The sequence below is a fragment of the Caldimonas mangrovi genome (assembly GCF_023721835.1).
Classification (GTDB): domain Bacteria; phylum Pseudomonadota; class Gammaproteobacteria; order Burkholderiales; family Burkholderiaceae_C; genus Caldimonas; species Caldimonas mangrovi.
Genome location: NZ_JAMKFE010000002.1, coordinates 413,824 through 430,387, shown reverse-complemented (window position 1 = coordinate 430,387; position 16,564 = coordinate 413,824). Strand labels below are relative to the sequence as shown.

At 68.4% G+C, this 16,564-nt stretch carries 14 protein-coding genes; 1 reads left to right on the top strand and 13 read right to left on the bottom strand.

Going from position 1 to position 16,564, the window contains the following annotated elements; genetic code table 11:
• Positions 1-20: 20 nt before the first annotated feature.
• The 12 genes from M8A51_RS04580 to mraZ all read right to left on the bottom strand — a co-directional run bounded on the left by M8A51_RS04580 (position 21) and on the right by mraZ (position 14,385).
• Positions 21-977 (bottom strand): D-alanine--D-alanine ligase, encoded by a 957-nt coding sequence (locus tag M8A51_RS04580; protein ID WP_251776939.1) that lies wholly within the window; start codon positions 975-977, stop codon positions 21-23.
• Positions 974-2,383, bottom strand: coding sequence for a UDP-N-acetylmuramate--L-alanine ligase (gene murC / locus M8A51_RS04575; RefSeq protein WP_251776938.1), 1,410 nt, complete (start codon positions 2,381-2,383; stop codon positions 974-976). The genes M8A51_RS04580 and murC overlap by 4 nt, the downstream gene beginning before the upstream one ends.
• Positions 2,380-3,486: an undecaprenyldiphospho-muramoylpentapeptide beta-N-acetylglucosaminyltransferase gene (gene murG / locus M8A51_RS04570; RefSeq protein ID WP_251776937.1), complete on the bottom strand. Its 1,107-nt coding sequence runs from the start codon at positions 3,484-3,486 to the stop codon at positions 2,380-2,382. The genes murC and murG overlap by 4 nt, the downstream gene beginning before the upstream one ends.
• Before the next feature lie 169 nt (positions 3,487-3,655).
• The gene (gene ftsW / locus M8A51_RS04565) at positions 3,656-4,870 is read right to left on the bottom strand and encodes a putative lipid II flippase FtsW (protein ID WP_251777046.1); all 1,215 of its coding nucleotides are present in this window, start codon (positions 4,868-4,870) and stop codon (positions 3,656-3,658) included.
• A 53-nt stretch (positions 4,871-4,923) separates the two neighbouring features.
• The gene (gene murD, locus M8A51_RS04560) at positions 4,924-6,774 is read right to left on the bottom strand and encodes a UDP-N-acetylmuramoyl-L-alanine--D-glutamate ligase (RefSeq protein WP_251776936.1); all 1,851 of its coding nucleotides are present in this window, start codon (positions 6,772-6,774) and stop codon (positions 4,924-4,926) included.
• Positions 6,775-6,781: 7 nt separating this feature from the next.
• Positions 6,782-7,960, bottom strand: coding sequence for a phospho-N-acetylmuramoyl-pentapeptide-transferase (gene mraY, locus M8A51_RS04555; protein ID WP_251776935.1), 1,179 nt, complete (start codon positions 7,958-7,960; stop codon positions 6,782-6,784).
• Entirely contained in the window at positions 7,954-9,381 is a 1,428-nt protein-coding gene (locus M8A51_RS04550) for a UDP-N-acetylmuramoyl-tripeptide--D-alanyl-D-alanine ligase (RefSeq protein WP_251776934.1), read from the bottom strand. Before M8A51_RS04550 ends, mraY begins: the two co-directional genes overlap by 7 nt.
• Positions 9,378-10,883: a UDP-N-acetylmuramoyl-L-alanyl-D-glutamate--2,6-diaminopimelate ligase gene (locus tag M8A51_RS04545; RefSeq protein WP_251776933.1), complete on the bottom strand. Its 1,506-nt coding sequence runs from the start codon at positions 10,881-10,883 to the stop codon at positions 9,378-9,380. Before M8A51_RS04545 ends, M8A51_RS04550 begins: the two co-directional genes overlap by 4 nt.
• Positions 10,883-12,607: a peptidoglycan D,D-transpeptidase FtsI family protein gene (locus M8A51_RS04540; protein WP_251777045.1), complete on the bottom strand. Its 1,725-nt coding sequence runs from the start codon at positions 12,605-12,607 to the stop codon at positions 10,883-10,885. Before M8A51_RS04540 ends, M8A51_RS04545 begins: the two co-directional genes overlap by 1 nt.
• A 77-nt stretch (positions 12,608-12,684) precedes the next feature.
• Complete coding sequence (gene ftsL / locus M8A51_RS04535) at positions 12,685-13,002, bottom strand: cell division protein FtsL (RefSeq protein ID WP_251776932.1); 318 nt, start codon at positions 13,000-13,002, stop codon at positions 12,685-12,687.
• The gene (gene rsmH, locus M8A51_RS04530) at positions 12,999-13,949 is read right to left on the bottom strand and encodes a 16S rRNA (cytosine(1402)-N(4))-methyltransferase RsmH (RefSeq protein ID WP_251776931.1); all 951 of its coding nucleotides are present in this window, start codon (positions 13,947-13,949) and stop codon (positions 12,999-13,001) included. The genes ftsL and rsmH overlap by 4 nt, the downstream gene beginning before the upstream one ends.
• Before the next feature lie 7 nt (positions 13,950-13,956).
• Positions 13,957-14,385 carry a division/cell wall cluster transcriptional repressor MraZ gene (gene mraZ / locus M8A51_RS04525; RefSeq protein ID WP_251777044.1) on the bottom strand — a complete coding sequence of 143 codons (429 nt, stop codon included), beginning with the start codon at positions 14,383-14,385 and terminating at the stop codon, positions 13,957-13,959.
• Between the two features lie 421 nt (positions 14,386-14,806).
• On the opposite strand from mraZ, the gene M8A51_RS04520 reads away from it, so the two are divergent.
• A complete protein-coding gene (locus M8A51_RS04520; protein WP_251776930.1) occupies positions 14,807-15,424 on the top strand; it encodes a CPBP family intramembrane glutamic endopeptidase in 618 nt (205 codons plus the stop codon).
• Between the two features lie 74 nt (positions 15,425-15,498).
• Here M8A51_RS04520 and M8A51_RS04515 read toward each other — a convergent pair whose 3' ends face one another.
• The gene (locus M8A51_RS04515; protein WP_251776929.1) at positions 15,499-16,563 is read right to left on the bottom strand and encodes a PepSY-associated TM helix domain-containing protein; all 1,065 of its coding nucleotides are present in this window, start codon (positions 16,561-16,563) and stop codon (positions 15,499-15,501) included.
• Position 16,564 lies beyond the last annotated feature (1 nt).

Here is a 16,564-nt window from a genome sequence, read left to right as displayed (position 1 = left end):
CGGCTTTCGCGCCCCTCGCGTCAGAGCTTCAGCGCGGCCTGGGCGACCAGCCACAGGCACAGCTGTTCGTAGCTGATCCCCGCCGCCTGGGCCGACATCGGCACCAGCGAATGGCCGGTCATGCCCGGCGAGGTGTTGATTTCGAGCAGGAAGGGCTTGCGGTCCGTCTTGCGGACCATCACGTCGGCCCGGCCCCAGCCGCTGCACCCCAGCGTGCGGAAGGCCTGCACGACGATGCGCCGGATCTCGCGCTCCTCGGCCTCGGGCAGCCCGCTCGGGCAGTGGTATTGCGTGACGTCGGTGAAGTACTTGTTCCGGTAGTCGTAGTTGCCTTCCGGCGCGACGATGCGGATCACCGGCAAGGCTTCGGCACCGGCGCCTTCACCCAGCACCGGGCAGGTGGTCTCGTCGCCTGCGACGAACTCCTCGCACAGCACCTCGGGGTCGCATTGCGCGGCCAGCGCAAACGCGGCGTCGCACTGCTCGACGCTGGTCACCTTGGTCAGGCCGATGGTGGAGCCTTCGCGTGCCGGCTTGACGATCATCGGTGCGCCGAGTGCCGCGAGCGCCGAGCGTGTTTCCTCAGCGCTGGAGACCATGCGCCAATCCGGCGTCGGCAGCCCCTCGAAGCGCCAGATGCGCTTGGTCATGATCTTGTCCATGGCGATGCTGGACGCCATCACGCCGGAGCCGGTGTAAGGCATGCGCAGCAGTTCGAGCGCGCCCTGCACCGTGCCGTCTTCGCCGTAGCGCCCGTGCAGTGCGATGAAGCAGCGGGCGTAGCCGTCGCGCACGAGCTCGCCCAGATCGCGCTCGGACGGATCGAACCTGTGCGCATCGACGCCCTGCGACTTGAGCGCATTCAGCACGCCGGTGCCGGACATGATCGACACCTCGCGCTCTGCAGAATGGCCGCCCATCAGCACGGCCACCTTGCCCAGTGCCTTCGGGTCGATCGAAGCGAGATCGAGTTTCATGGCTCGTTTCCTTTCAACAGGTCCACGACCTGTCCGGGCACGGCGCCGATCGAGCCGGCACCCATCGTGATGACGACGTCGCCGCTGCGCGCATGGTCGCCGATGGCCTGCGGCATGGCCGCGATGTCGTCGACGAACACCGGATCCACCTTGCCGGCCACACGCAGTGCGCGCGCCAGCGAGCGGCCGTCGGCGGCGACGATGGACGACTCTCCTGCCGCGTACACGTCGGCCAGCAGTACCGAGTCGGCGCTGCCGATGACCTTCACGAAGTCTTCGAAGCAATCGCGCGTGCGGGTGTAGCGATGCGGTTGGAAGGCCAGCACCAGACGCCGCCCCGGAAAAGCCCCGCGCGCCGCCGCGAGCGTGGCGGCCATCTCGACCGGGTGGTGCCCATAATCGTCGATCAGCGTGAAGTGCCCGCCGTCGGTCGACGGCAGCTCGCCGTAGCGCTGGAAGCGCCGGCCCACCCCCTTGAACTCGGCCAGGGCCTTCAGCACCGGTGCGTCGGGCAGTTCCAGCTCGGTCGCCACCGCGATCACCGCCAGTGCGTTCAGCACGTTGTGCTCGCCGGGCAGGTTGAGCGTCACGCGCACGTCAGGCATCGCAACGCCGTTGCGGCGGCGGCAGGTGAAGTGCATCTGCCCATCCCACGCCTCGATGTCGAGCGCCCGGACCTGCACGTCTTCGCCGAAGCCGTAGGTGACGACCGGGCGCGAGATCATCGGAATGATCGAGCGCACGCCGGCGTCCTCGGCACACAGGATGGCCGCGCCGTAGAACGGCATGCGGTGCAGGAACTCGACGAAGGCGGCTTTCAGCTTCGCGAAGTCGTGCCCGTAGGTTTCCATGTGGTCGGCGTCGATGTTGGTGACGACCGAGACGATGGGCATCAGGTTCAGGAAGGATGCATCCGACTCGTCGGCCTCGACGACGATGTATTCGCCGGTGCCGAGCCGCGAGTTCGCACCGGCGCTGTTGAGCCTGCCGCCGATCACGAAGGTGGGGTCGACACCCGCTTCGCCCAGGGCGCTGGCGACCAGGCTGGTGGTCGTGGTCTTGCCGTGCGTGCCGGCGATCGCAATGCCTTGCTTGAGCCGCATCAGCTCGGCCAGCATCACCGCCCGCGGCACCACCGGCACGCGCCGGGCCCTGGCGGCGATCACTTCGGCGTTGTCGCCCCGCACTGCGGTCGAGGTAACGATGGCATCGGCGCCTTCGATGTGCGAGGCGTCGTGCCCGGTCATCACCTGGATGCCGAGCGCCCCCAGGCGACGCAGCGTCGCGCTGTCGCTCTGGTCGGAGCCCGAGACGGTGTAGCCCAGGTTGAACAACACCTCGGCGATGCCGCTCATGCCGGCACCTCCGATGCCGACGAAATGTATGTGCTTGACGGCGTGCTTCATGGCGCGCCCCCCTTCTTGTTGGCGAGCTTCTCGATCTCGTCGGCCACCTTCGCCGCGGCACGCGGCCGGGCCAGCGTGCGGGCTTTTTCCGCCATCGCCAGCAGCGCGGGGCGATCGCAACCCTGCAGCGTCTCGGCCAGCCGCTCGGGCGTCAGCTCGGCCTGCGGCAGATGCACGGCCGCACCGTGCTGCGCCATGTACAGCGCGTTGTCGCGCTGGTGCGACGTGGTGCTGACGATCAACGGCACCAGCACGCTGGGCACGCCCGCTGCGCACAGCTCGCTCACCGTGACTGCACCTGCGCGGCAGACAATCAGGTCGCATTCGGACAGGCGACGTGCCATGTCGTCGATGAAGGGCAGCACCTCGACTTCGCCGTTGTCCGGGTCGATGCCCTCGGCCGCATAGAGCGCCTTCACCGCGTCGCGGTTGAGCTGCCCGGTCTGGTGGATGACCAGCGGGCGCTGTTCCTTCGGAATCAACGCCAGCGCCTTGGGCAGTGTTTCGTTCAGCACCTTCGCACCCAGGCTGCCGCCGACGACGAGCACCTTCAGCGGGCCTTGACGGCCGGCGAAGCGCTCGGCCGGCACGGGGATCTCCTCGATCTCCTCGCGCACCGGGTTGCCGGTGACGACCGCGCGCTTGTTGACGGTGGCTGCTGCACCGTCGAAACCGAAGGCCGTCATGTCGGCGACCGGCAACAGCGCGCGATTGCTCATCAGCAAGGCAGCGTCGGCGTTGACCAGCACCAGCGGCAGGAAGCGCGCAGCCGCCATCACGCCGCCGGGGAAGCAGACGTAGCCGCCCATGCCCAGCACCGCGCTGGCCTGGCGCTGGCCGAAGATGCGCCAGCATGCGACGAAGGCGGCCAGCATGCGGATACCGCCCGTGAGCGTGTGCAGCAGGCCCTTGCCGCGCAGGCCGGTGAAGCCGATGGTGTCCAGCGGAATGCCGGCGGACGGCACCAGGCGGTTCTCCATGCCTTGTGTCGTGCCCAGCCAGCTCACGGTCCAGCCGCGGCGTTGCATCTCGTGGGCGACGGCCAGCCCGGGGATGATGTGGCCGCCGGTGCCGGCGGCCATGATGACGAGGTGGCGGTTCATGCTCGGCCTCCTCGCATCACCGGATGCTGCGCATCCTGGCCCCGCTGCGCGGTGCCTTGCCGGTTTTGGCAAAGCAGGCAGTTCATGCTCGGCCTCCTCGCATCACCGGATGCTGCGCATCCTGGCCCCCGCTGCGCGGTGCCTTGCCGGTTTTGGCGAAGCAGGCAGTTCATGCTCGGCCTCCTCGCATCAACTGCCTGTTTTCTAAATCCACCCTGAACACCACCGCCATCGCGATGCAGTTCAGCAAGATGGCCGAGCCGCCATAGCTCATCAGCGGCAGCGTCAACCCCTTGGTCGGCAGCACGCCCAGGTTCACGCCCATGTTGATGAACGCCTGACCGCCCATCCAGATGCCGATGCCCTGCGCCACCAGCCCCGAGAACACCCGGTCCAGCGCGATCGCCTGGCGCCCGATGTGAAAGATGCGCCGGGTCAGCCAGAAGAACGCGAAGATCACCGCCGCGACGCCGATGAAGCCGAGCTCCTCGCCGATCACCGCGAGCAGGAAGTCGGTGTGCGCCTCCGGCAGGTAGTGCAGCTTCTCGACGCTGGAGCCCAGGCCCTGCCCGAAGATCTCGCCGCGCCCGAACGCGATCAGCGAGTGCGACAGCTGGTAGGCCTTGCCCAGCGTGTACTTCTCGTCCCACGGGTTCAGGTACGCGAAGATGCGCTCGCGCCGCCAGTCGCTGAGGGCGATCATGACCACGAAGGCGCCGACCAGCACCGCGGTGATCAGGAAGAACATGCGGCCGTTGACGCCGCCGAGGAACAGGATGCCCATCGCGATCATCGCGATCACGAGGAAGGCGCCCATGTCGGGTTCGGCCAGCAGCAGCAGACCGACCACACCGACCGCGAACGCCATCGGCATCACGGCGCGGAAGAAGCGCTCCTTGACCTCCATCTTGCGCACCATGTAGTTCGCGGCGTACAGCGCGATCGCCAGCTTGGCGAGCTCGGACGGCTGGAAGCCGATGAAGCCCAGCGGGATCCAGCGGCGCGCGCCGTTGACGGGCTTGCTGACGAAGGGCAACAGCACGACGATCAGCAGCAGCAGCGACGCGACGAACAGCCACGGCGCGTACTTCTCCCATACCTGCATCGGCACCTGCACCACCACCAGCGCCGCAACGAACCCCATCGCGATGAACAGGACGTGCCGGCTCAGGAAGTAGCTCGGCGAATAACGTGCGAAGCGAGGGTTGTCGGGCAACGCGATCGAGGCCGAATAGACCATCACCATGCCGAGCGCCAGCAGCGCGACGATGACCCAGACCATGGTCTGGTCGAAGCCTTGCGCACGCGCCGGCTGGCCGGTGGAGACCCAGTCGCGCACCGGCAGGTCCTGGTTGCCGCCGCGGCTGAACCACCTGCCGGCCATGCCCGCGAGGCGCGTCTTGAAGGCGTCCCAGCCCGAGGCTGCGGTGGTGTCGCTCACGAGGCGATCTCCCCCTGCTGGGCCGCCATCGCGTGCACCTCGGCGACGAACACTTCGGCGCGGTGACCGTAATTGCGGAACATGTCCAGGCTGGCGCAGGCCGGGCTCATCAGCACCGCATCACCGGCATGGGCGCGTTCCGCGCAGCCGCGCACCGCGGCAGGCAGCGTGTCGAATCGCTGCAAAGCCACACCGGTGGCGGACAGCGTCTGTTCGATGACGTCGGCATCGCGACCGATCAGCGCAATGAACCGTGCATGGCGCGCGATCGGCTCGGCCAGTGGCGAGAAATCCTGCCCCTTGCCATCGCCACCGAGAATCACCGTGAGCCGGGCCGGCGCGCGGTCCAGCCCCAGCCCGTTGAGCGCGGCCACCGTGGCGCCGACGTTGGTGCCCTTGCTGTCGTCGAAGAAGTCGACGCCGTTGACGGTGGCGACATACTCGACGCGGTGCGGCTCGCCGGCGTATTCGCGCATGCCGTGCAGCATCGGCGCGAGCGGGCAGCCGATCGAGGTCGCGAGCGCGAGCGCGGCCAAGGCGTTCGCCGCGTTGTGGCGACCGCGCACGCGCAACGCGTCGGCCGGCATCAGGCGCTGGATGTGCAGTTCTTCTTCCTCTTCTTCGCGACGGCGCGTGCGGCCCGACTTCAAGGTCTCGTCGGCCTCCATCGCACGCACCAGCCAGGCCATGCCGTTCTCGGTGACCAGGCCATAGTCGCCGGGGCGTTTCGGTGCATCCAGCCCGAACCGCACGACGTGGCGCTCGACGATGCGCGGCGGACGGCCCTTGCCGACCTTGACCGTTTGCGGGGGCGGCACCATCGCCTCGACGAGCGGGTCGTCGCGGTTGACCACCATCACCGTGTCGGCGCCGAACACGCGCGCCTTGGCCGCGGCATAGGCCGGCAGCGAACCGTGCCAGTCGAGGTGGTCCTGGGTGACGTTCAGCACGGTGGCCGCGCTGGGCTCGAAGCCCTGCACGCCGTCGAGCTGGAAGCTCGACAGTTCCAGCACCCACACGTCCGGCAGGTGCTCGAACACCGGCGCAGGCGCGGGCGGCGGCACCAGGTTCAGCGACGAGATCTCGTCTTCGGGCAACACCAGCGGAGCGCTCGCCTCGGGGGCTCCCGGGCCGGCATCGTCCGACGCTGGGTCGATCGCTTGCAGGTCTGCCACATCGCCGCCGTCGACCTGCGCGTCGTCGTCGATCGCGTGTTCGTCGACCGCATCCGGGTCGACCGCGAGCGTGCCCGCGTCGGGTTCTGCGGCCGGCTCGTCCGGCAGCGCCTCTGCAGCAGCAGTGTCCTGCCCGGCGTCGCCCGGCAGGGCCGCGGGCTCCAGGTCCAACGCCTCGGCGAGCGTCTGCAGCATCGTGGGACCGATGTTGCCCGCCATGCCGACGCGCTTGCCGGTGCGCTCGATCAGCAGGGCCGCCATCGAAGTCGTCGTGGTCTTGCCGTTGGTGCCGGTGACCGCAATCACCTTGGGCGCGTAGCCGCGCTCGGCCTTCAGGTCGGCCAGCGCCTGCGAGAACAGGTCGAGCTCGCCTTGCACCGGCACGCCCTGCTCCCGGGCATGCGCGAGCAGCGGTGCCAGGCGCTCGTCGCTCGGCGCGAGACCCGGGCTTTTCAGCACAAGCTGCACGCCGTCGATCAGATCGGGCCTCAGCGGGCCGGTCGACAGCTGTGCGTCGGGCAGGTGCTGCTTCAGGGACACGGCCTGCGGCGGCACCTCGCGCGAGTCCCACACGCGCACGTTCGCGCCGCATCGCGCGCACCAGCGCGCCATTGCAAGGCCGGAGTCTCCCAGCCCGAGCACGAGTACGGTGATGCCAGCCAATTGCTTCATCTCTTCCTTACCGCAGCTTCAGCGACGCGAGGCCGACCAGGCACAACAGCATCGTGATGATCCAGAACCGCACGACGACCTGGGTCTCTTTCCAGCCGGACTTCTCGAAGTGGTGATGCAGCGGCGCCATCTTGAGAATGCGCCGTCCTTCGCCGTAGCGCTTTTTCGTGTACTTGAAGTACGTGACCTGCAACATGACCGACAGCGCCTCGACGACGAAGATGCCGCCCATCACCGCGAGCAGGATCTCCTGGCGCACGATGACGGCGATGGTGCCGAGCGCGCCGCCGAGCGCGAGCGCACCGACGTCGCCCATGAACACCTGCGCCGGATGGGTGTTGAACCACAGGAAGGCCAGGCCCGCGCCGGCCATCGCCGCACAGAAGATGAGCAGTTCGCCGACGCCGGGGATGTACGGAAAGATCAGGTACTTCGAATAGACCGCGTTGCCGACCACGTAGGCGAATACGCCCAGTGCCGAGCCGACCATCACGACCGGCATGATCGCCAGCCCGTCGAGACCGTCGGTCAGGTTCACGGCATTGCTGGCGCCGACGATCACCAGGTAGGTCAGGATGATGAAGCCGTAGACGCCGAGCGGGTAGCTGATGGTCTTGAAGAACGGCAGGAACAGGTCGGCGTTCGGCGGCAGCGGGTTCGAGAAGCCCGACTGCGCCCAGCGCACGAACAGCTCGAGCACGCGCATGTTCGACGACTCCGAGACCGCGAACGCCAGGTAGACCGCGGCCACCAGGCCGACCACCGTCTGCCAGAAGTACTTCTCGCGCGAGCGCATGCCTTCCGGGTTCTTGTGCACGACCTTGCGCCAGTCGTCGACCCAGCCGATGGCGCCCATGCCGAGCGTGACGATCAGCACGATCCAGACGAAGCGGTTGGTCCAGTCGAACCACAGCAGTGTCGACACTGCGATCGACAGCAGGATCAGCACGCCGCCCATGGTCGGCGTGCCGCTCTTCGACAGGTGAGCCTGTACGCCGTATTCGCGGATCGGCTGGCCGATCTTGAGTTCGGCCAGCTTGCGGATCACCCAGGGGCCGAACACCAGGCCGATCAGCAGCGCCGTCAATGCGGACATCACCGCACGGAAGGTCAGGTACTGGAAGACGCGCAGGAAGCCGAGATCCGGCGACAGGCCTTGCAGCCACTGGGCAAGGCCGATCAGCATGACGATGCTCCTGCGCCGGCCGCACCCGGCGCGCCCTTGTCGTTGTTGTCGTTGGCGGGCGGCGCGACCAGGGCGTCGACCACTCGTTCCATCTTCATGAAGCGCGATCCCTTCACCAGCACGCACGCCGCATCGGGCTGCCCGCCAAGCGCAGCGAGCAGTTCAGGCACCTGCGTGAAATGCCGCGCCGGGCCGTAAGCCTGCGCGGCATGTCGAGTCGCGTCGCCCGCGGTCCACAGCGCGTCGATGCCGCGCTGGCGGGCGTAGTCGCCGACCTCACGGTGGAAGGCCGGGCCCTGGTTGCCGACCTCGCCCATGTCGCCGAGCACCAGCCAGCGCGGGCCCGGCATCTCGGCCAGCACGTCGATCGCGGCGCGCACCGAATCGGGGTTGGCGTTGTAGGTGTCGTCGACCAGCGTGACTTGGCGGCCAGCGCGCACGAAACCTTTGATCTGGGAGCGCCCCTTGACCGGCTCGAACGCGGCGAGCCCGCGCTCGATGCTGGCCAACGGCACCCCGGCGGCCAGTGCGCACGCGGTGGCCGCGAACGCGTTCTTGATGTTGTGCGCCCCGGCGATGCGCAGCTGGGTCGTGGCACTGCCGGCCGGCGTGTGCAGCATCACAGCCCAGTGATCGCCGGCCCAGACGGCTTCACCGGTCACGTCGGCGCTGCCGGTCCGGGCGAAGGTCAGCACCGGCCGCGTGCCGGCAAGCTGCTGCCACAGCGGCGCATACGGTTCGTCTGCAGGAAACACCGCCACGCCGGTCGGGCCGAGTGCCTCGATCACCGTGCCGTTCTCGCGCGCCACGGCCTCGACGGTCGCCATGAATTCCTGGTGCTCGCGCTGGGCGTTGTTGACCACCGCCACCGTCGGCGCAGCGATCTGCGCGAGGTAGGCGATCTCGCCCGGGTGGTTCATTCCCAGCTCGACGACCCCGGCGCGGTGCCAGGCCGCATCGTCCTGGCGCAACCGCAGCAGCGTCAGCGGCAGCCCGATGTCGTTGTTGAGATTGCCTTGTGTATTGAAGGCACTCTCGCCGAGCCACGCACGCAGGATGGCCGCGATCATCTGCGTGACGGTCGTCTTGCCGTTGCTGCCGGTCACCGCGATGAGCGGCAGGTGGAAGCGCCGCCGCCAGGCGGCCGCCAGGTCGCCGAGTGCGAGCTTGGAGTCGGCAACCTGCAGGCCCGGCAGGCCGGCCTCGGCCAGCCCGTGGTGCGCCATCGCCGCCACGGCACCGGCCGCCTTGGCCTGCGCGAGAAAGTCGTGCGCATCGAAGCGCTCGCCCTTCAGCGCGACGAACAGATCGCCGGGCTGCAGCGTGCGCGTGTCGCTGTGCACGCGCAGGATCTGCACGTTCGGGTCGCCGACCAGCGTCGACGACGGCAGCAGCGTATGGGCCTGGGCCAGAGTCATCATGCGGCGGCCCTCCTTTGCAATGCGGCCTCGGCTTCGGCCACGTCGGAGAACGGGTGCTTGACGCCCGCGATCTCCTGGTAGTCCTCGTGCCCTTTGCCGGCAATCAGTACCACGTCGCGCGTGTCGGCCTGAGCCAGCGCAGCCGCAATGGCCTCGCGGCGGTCGGTCACGACGCTCACCGCGTCGCTCGCATGCAGGCCGGCGACAACATGTTCGAGGATGCTCTCGGGCGACTCATGGCGCGGGTTGTCGCTGGTGACGACCACACGGTCGGCACCACGCTGCGCGATGCCGCCCATCAAGGGGCGCTTGGTCGTGTCGCGATTGCCGCCACAGCCGAACACGCACCACAGCCGGCCGCCGCGCTCGCGTGCCAGCGGCTGCAGCGCCGCGAGCGCCTTGTCGAGGGCGTCGGGCGTGTGTGCGTAGTCGACGACAGCCAGCGGGCCGTGCGCGTCGCCGACTCGCTGCATGCGGCCGGGCACCGACGTGAGTTCGGCACACAGCGCTGCCGCGTGTGCCAACGGCAGGCCCAGTGCCTGCAGGCCGCCCAGCACGGCAAGCAGGTTGTGAACGTTGTAGTCGCCGATCAGCGCGGTGCGCACGGACGTTTGCTCAGCGCCCTGGTGTAGGGTGAACGCAAGACCGCCGTCGCGATAGCCGATGCCGCTCGCACGCAGGTCGGCGTCGGCGTCGACCGCGTAGCCGGTCACCGCCACCGAACTCGCTTTCAGCTGAGCCGCCAGTTCCGCCCCCTTCGGATCGTCGAGATTGAGCACGGCGTGGCGCAGCCCGGGCCAGGCGAACAGCTGCGCCTTGGCCGACCAGTAGCCGTCCATGTCGCCGTGGTAGTCGAGATGGTCCTGGGTGAAGTTGGTGAACAGCGCCACCGCGATACGCACTCCGTCGAGCCGGTGTTCGACGATGCCGATCGACGAGGCCTCGAGGGCGCACGCCCGGAAGCCGCGGTCGACGAAGCGGCGAAGCGTAGCGTGCAGCGTGACGGGATCGGGGGTCGTGAGCCCGGTCGCGGCGATGCTGCCCGGCGACGACCGCGACGGCGGCTCGCCCACGCCCAGCGTGCCGACCAGTCCGCAGCGGCGACCGAGCAGGCTCAGCGCCTGCGCCGTCCACCAGGCGGTCGACGTCTTGCCGTTGGTGCCCGTCACCGCGACGACGTCGAGCGACTTCGACGGCTCGCCGTAATAGGCATCGGCGATCCAGCCGGTCGACGGCTTCAGGTCGAGCAGTGCCGCGACCTGCTCCTCGTACAGGTCTTCCAGCGCAAAGGCACGCACCCCTTCGGCCTCGACCAGGCAGGCCGTGGCGCCGGCCTCGAGCGCCTTGCCGACGAAGCGCCGGCCGTCAGTGGCGTAGCCGGGCCAGGCGATGAAGGCATCCCCCGGCGCCACCAGCCGGCTGTCGGTACGCAGTTCGCCGCGAACCCGCGAGCGCAGCCACTCGACCGCGGCCAGAGGGGAGGCGAGCGTGCGCAGCGTCATCAGAAGCTCTCCTCGACCGCCTGCACCGGCTGCCCCATGATCTGCGGCTGCACGTCGACGTCGGGTTGCACGCCCATCATGCGCAGCGTCTGCTGCACCACTTCGCTGAACACCGGCGCGGCCACATCGCCCCCATAGAACTTGCCGTCGTTGGGCTCGTCGACCATCACCGCGACGACGATGCGTGGTTGATCGACCGGCGCCAGGCCGACGAACCAGGAACGGTACTTCTTGTCGGCATAGCCGTTGCCTTCCTGCTTGCGCGCGGTGCCGGTCTTGCCGCCCACCGAATAGCCGATGGTCTGCGCCTTGGGCGCGGTGCCTCCGGGGCCGGCGGCCATCTGCAGCATCTTGCGCACGGCCTGCGCGGTGCGCGGCGTGAACACCCGGATGCCGCCGGTCGGCTCGGGGTTTTTGACCAGCGAGACCGGGATCAGCTCGCCGTCGCGCGCAAACACGGTGTAGGCGCGCGCCAGCTGGAACAGCGACACCGACAGGCCGTAGCCATAGCTCATCGTCGCCTGCTCGATCGGGCGCCAGCTCTTGTGCGGGCGCAACCGGCCGGTCACGACGCCGGGAAAGCGCAGTTGCGGGCGCTGGCCCAGACCGATCTCGGTGAACATCTCCCACATCTCGCGCGCGGGCATCTGCATCGCCATCTTGACGGTGCCGACATTGCTCGACTTCTGGATCACGCCCGCGACAGTCAACGCGTCGTGACGGTGCGAGTCGCGGATGGTGGAGCCGGTCACGACCATCCAGCCAGGCGACGTGTCGATCACCGTGTTCTGGTTGACGCGGCCGGTGTCCATCGCCAGCGCGGCGACGAAGGGCTTCATCGTCGAGCCCGGCTCGAAGATGTCGGTCAGCGCCCGGTTGCGCAGTTGGCCGCCGGTCAGGTTACGGCGGTCGCCCGGCGTGAAGCTCGGGTAGTTGGCCAGCGCCAGCACCTCGCCGGTCTGCACGTCGAGCACCACCACCGAGCCGGCCTTCGCCTTGTGCTCGGCCACTGCGTCGCGCACCCGCTGGTAGGCGAAGAACTGCACCTTGGAGTCGATCGACAGCTCGATGTCGCGCCCGTCGACCGGGTTCACGCTTTCGCCGATGTCCTCGACGATGCGGCCCAACCGGTCCTTGATCACGCGGCGCGTGCCGTTGCGGCCGGCGAGCTCGTCCTGGAAGGCCAGCTCGATGCCCTCCTGCCCACGGTCCTCGACATTGGTGAAGCCGACCACATGCGCGACGGCCTCCCCTTCGGGGTACTTGCGCTTGTACTCCTTGACCTGGTGCACGCCCTTGACGGCCAGCTGCCGCACCTGCTCGCCGACCTGCTCGTCGACCTGTCGCTTGAGCCAGACGAAGTTGGGGTTGTCCTTCAGCCGCTTGTCGAGCTCGGCCGGGCTCATCCCGAGCAGCTTGGCCAGCTCGCGCCGCTGCGTCTTGCTTGCCTCCAGGTCCTTCGGGATCGCCCAGATCGATGGCGCCGGCACGCTGGAGGCCAGGATCAGCCCGTTGCGATCGATGATGCGCCCGCGGTTGGCCGGCAGGTCGAGCGTGCGTGCATAGCGGCTCTCGCCCTGGCGCTGGTAGAAGTCGGTGCCGATGATCTGGATGTACACCGCACGGCCGACCAGCACGCAAAAGCCCAGCCCGATGCAGGCGACCAAAAACTTCGAACGCCAGGGCGGGGTTTTCGACGCCAGCAGCGGGCTGCTCGCGTACATCACGGTGCGCACGGCATGGGCCTGCTTGGCGCGTTCGCCGCGCCCGCCTTTGCCGGACTTGCTGGCGGGCCAGAACTTCATGGCCGCTCCCCCTGCGCGCCGGAGGCGGCAGCTTCGGGTGCCGAGGCAGCGCCCGCATAGGTGGCGTAGTGCGTGACGGCCGGCGTGGCCGTGCGCATCTGAAGCTTTTCCCGCGCGACCTTCTCGACCCGCAACGGGGTGGCCTGGGCGCGCCTTTCGATCTGCAGCTGCTCGAACTGCGTTTCGAGTGCGCGCTCCTCGACCTGCGCACGCTCGACTTCGACGAACAGGTGCCGTGCCTCGTAGGACACGCGCACGAGGTACAGGCCGCTGAGCACGAGCGCGGCGAACAGCACGATGTTGAGCCGCGTCATCCGCGCCTCCGGTCGGCAGACGCGGTGCGCTCGGCCACGCGCAGCACCGCCGAACGCGCACGCGGATTGGCGGCCACTTCCTCGTCGCTGGGCTTGATGCGCCCAACGGCCTTCAGCAGCGGTTCGGGCACCGGTGCAAAGGGGGCGCGGCGATCCACCTCGTGGCGGCTGTGGCGAACGATGAAGGTCTTGACGATGCGGTCTTCCAGCGAATGAAAGCTGATGACGACCAGGCGGCCGCCGGGAGCGAGCAGCGTCAGGGCGTGGTTCAGCCCTTGTTCGAGCTCCTCAAGCTCGGCGTTGACGAAAATCCGAAGAGCCTGAAATGTGCGCGTTGCAGGGTCCTGGCCCGGTTCGCGGGTTTTGACCGCACGAGCCACGACTTCGGAAAGTTCGCTTGTGGTTCGAACAGGACGCCCGCCTTCCCGGCGAGCCACAAGCGCCTTTGCAACCGATACAGCAAACCGTTCTTCCCCATAGTTGCGTATCACCTCCGCAATGTGCTTTTCATCGGCGCGCGCCAGGAAATCCGCCGCGCTCTCGCCGCGGGTCGGGTCCATGCGCATGTCCAGCGGGCCTTCGAAGCGAAAGCTGAAGCCGCGCTCCGGGTTGTCGATCTGCGGCGAAGAAACCCCGAGGTCCAGCAGGATGCCCTGGACCTGCGCGATGCCGCGCTGCGCACAGGCCTCGCCCATGCTCGTGAAACTGTCGTGCTGAATGGCAAAACGCGGGTCCTGGACCCGCGTGCTTTCGGCAACCGCCTCGGGATCCTTGTCGAAGGCCAGCAGGCGCCCCTGCGGCGACAGCCGCGACAGCAGCAGCCTGCTGTGCCCGCCCCGCCCGAAGGTGCCGTCGACGTAGACGCCGTCCGGATCGGTGACGAGTGCATCCACCGCCTCGTGCAGCAAGACGGTGCGGTGCTGCCATGTGTTGTGCTCCCCTTGCATGGCGGCGTCAGAAGCTGAAGTCCTTGAGAACGTCGGGCATGCCCTGCTGCATGACCTCCGCTTCGTGCGCGGCGTAGCGCGCGGCGTCCCACAGCTCGAAGTGGCTGCCCATGCCGAGCAGCATCACGTCTTTCGTCAGACCCGCCGCCGCGCGCAACTCGGGCGAGATCAGCACCCGCGAGGCCGAGTCGATGTCCACGTCCATGGCGTTGCCGAGAAAAATGCGCTTCCAGCCGGCGGCCGACATCGGCAGCGCGGCGATCTTGTCGCGAAAACTCTCCCACGCCGGGCGAGGAAAGACCATCAGACACCCTTCGGGGTGCTTGGTGATCGTGAGTTGCCCCTGTGCCATGGCGGTCAGCACGTCGCGATGGCGCGACGGGACGGAGAGCCGCCCCTTCGCGTCCAGCGCCAACGCCGAAGCCCCTTGGAACACAAAATTGGACACAATCACCCACTAATCTGCACTTTCTCCCACTTTAGCGCGCGGACCAGGGGTGGTCAAGGTCGGGCGTTAAAAATGTCCAATGAAATCAAGCACTTACAAACGATTTCGCACAAACGCCGAGTAAAAAAGACTTCAAAAATAAGGACTTGCGGAGTGGACTGAAAGTGTTGGTAGAGGTGTGCGGTCACTGCGCCTTCGTTGCTTCGAGTCACAAAAAAGCGCCCTCGAGGCGCGCTGCCTGCGGCAGATACTCGCCCCGGCTTCCGCCGCCTCTCCCGCCTGCCCTGCTTGCGCCATGCCGACGTCCTGCCCCCACCGCTCGCCCTTGCGCGCCGCAGCGCCTGCCTTGACAGCGCCGGTCCTGTGCGCCGTCGCCCATGCAGGCGGGCTCGCACACGGTCCCTGGCCGATGGCGACTGCGGTGCTGCTCGCGGCCCTGCTGCATGCCGGGCGGGGCCGGCGCGGGTGGCCGGCCGCCGTCGCCTTCGGCGCCGCCGGCGCCTTGCTGCTGGCACTCGGCCTGTCGATGGTGCCGGGCTACGGCCGGCTGCCGTGGGGCATCGTTTCGATCAATGTCGGCAAGGCGATCGGCGGGCTGGCAGCCGCTGCCATGCTGCCCTCGGCATGGCACTGGAACAGGCGCTGCACCGCGATCGCGGCCCTGTGCCTGATCGCGGTTCCGGCACTGGGATGGGCGATCGGCTACTTGCAGTGGGCACCGGCTGCACTGCCGGCGCTCGCGAGCTTCGCGGTCGCCAATGCATTCGGCACTGTCGCGGAAGAGTGGTTCTTCCGCCGCTGGGTGCAGGATCCGCTGCAGCGGTTCGGCGCGGTGGCGGCGGTCGCAGGCACTGCAGTGCTGTTCGGCCTGGCGCATGCGGCGATGGGGCCGGTGTTCATGCTGCTGGCCACGCTCGCGGGGTCGGCCTACGCCGCCGTCTACCGGGCCAGCGGCGGCAGCGTGTGGGCAGCGGTCGCGCTGCATCTGGCGCTCAACGTCACGCGGGTGGCCTTGTTCGGTGGCTGACGCGGCAGGGGACGCTGTCGAGAAAACGGCGCCTCAGCGCCGTCGCCTGCCCGCTTCGGCATCGCCTGCTCTGCTCAGCGGCGGCGCCACCACAGCCACAGGCCGCTCAGGCCGAACCCCGCGAGCGCAAGCCCGCTCACGAGATTGAAGCCGAGGTGCAAGGGTCCGCCGAGATCGCCGATGTGCAATGGATAGATCCAGGAATAGCCCCGAGCACCGGCGTCGAGTTGCGCCCAGCGGTGCACGGCGAGCACCTCGCCGCTGGACGGGTGCAGCCAGACCGAGCTCAGACCATTGGGATGCGGATCGTCGGGCAGGCGCAGTCGCACGCGCACCGGCGACGACCGTTGGCCGGGCCATTGCACATAGCCGACCTCTCCTTCCGGAAACACACGACGTGCCCGTTCGACCATGGCATCCAGCGATGCAACCGGTGCGCCCGACGGCCGCTCGACCGTCGGCGGACGGACCGTCACCTGCCCCGCCGCCGCGCTCACCCATGCCGACACCGGCCGCCATGCCATGTACAGGCCGCTTGCGACCGAGACGAACACGGCCACCCCGAGCGTCGCCCCGCCGACGCGATGCAGATCGAACAAGGCCCGCGTCAGGCCGGAACGGGTCTTCACGCTGAAGGCATGCCGCCACCTGGCAGGCCACCAGAGCACCAGGCCGGACAACAGCATCAGCAGGTATGCCGCGGCTGCGATCGCGAGGACGGCGCGCCCGGATGCTTCGATCAGAAGTGCACTGTGCAGTTCGAACAACACATGAAGCCAGCCCTCCCGCTCGCCACGACGGCCCAGTTCGACACCGCTGCCGGGATCGATGAACAGGGCACCGTCCCAGGGGCCGCGCACGAGGACGCGCAAGGACTCGTCCGGCTGTCGCGGAGGACGGAAGACGAAGCCGGCGCCGGGACCGAACTCGGCCTCCAGTCGCGCACGCAGGCCGTCGAGCGACGCTTGCTGCGCCGCCGACGGCACACGGTAGAGCTGTGGATGCGCGTATTCATCCAGCGGCCGGGCCAGCGTGAGTGCGGCCCCCGTGAAGCCCGACAGTGCCAGCAGCAGCCCCAGGACGAGGCCCACCCAGCGGTGGGCCAGCAGCCAGCAGCGACGAGCCGTCAGTGCGGGCACG

Excerpts from the sequence above, each read along its gene's own strand:
- M8A51_RS04580 (WP_251776939.1), bottom strand. The coding sequence starts at position 977 with ATGAAACTCGATCTCGCTTCGATCGACCCGAAGGCACTGGGCAAGGTG.
- murC (WP_251776938.1), bottom strand. The coding sequence starts at position 2,383 with ATGAAGCACGCCGTCAAGCACATACATTTCGTCGGCATCGGAGGTGCC.
- murG (WP_251776937.1), bottom strand. The coding sequence starts at position 3,486 with ATGAACCGCCACCTCGTCATCATGGCCGCCGGCACCGGCGGCCACATC.
- ftsW (WP_251777046.1), bottom strand. The coding sequence starts at position 4,870 with ATGGCCGGCAGGTGGTTCAGCCGCGGCGGCAACCAGGACCTGCCGGTG.
- murD (WP_251776936.1), bottom strand. The coding sequence starts at position 6,774 with ATGAAGCAATTGGCTGGCATCACCGTACTCGTGCTCGGGCTGGGAGAC.
- mraY (WP_251776935.1), bottom strand. The coding sequence starts at position 7,960 with ATGCTGATCGGCCTTGCCCAGTGGCTGCAAGGCCTGTCGCCGGATCTC.
- M8A51_RS04550 (WP_251776934.1), bottom strand. The coding sequence starts at position 9,381 with ATGATGACTCTGGCCCAGGCCCATACGCTGCTGCCGTCGTCGACGCTG.
- M8A51_RS04545 (WP_251776933.1), bottom strand. The coding sequence starts at position 10,883 with ATGACGCTGCGCACGCTCGCCTCCCCTCTGGCCGCGGTCGAGTGGCTG.
- M8A51_RS04540 (WP_251777045.1), bottom strand. The coding sequence starts at position 12,607 with ATGTACGCGAGCAGCCCGCTGCTGGCGTCGAAAACCCCGCCCTGGCGT.
- ftsL (WP_251776932.1), bottom strand. The coding sequence starts at position 13,002 with ATGACGCGGCTCAACATCGTGCTGTTCGCCGCGCTCGTGCTCAGCGGC.
- rsmH (WP_251776931.1), bottom strand. The coding sequence starts at position 13,949 with ATGCAAGGGGAGCACAACACATGGCAGCACCGCACCGTCTTGCTGCAC.
- M8A51_RS04520 (WP_251776930.1), top strand. The coding sequence starts at position 14,807 with ATGGCGACTGCGGTGCTGCTCGCGGCCCTGCTGCATGCCGGGCGGGGC.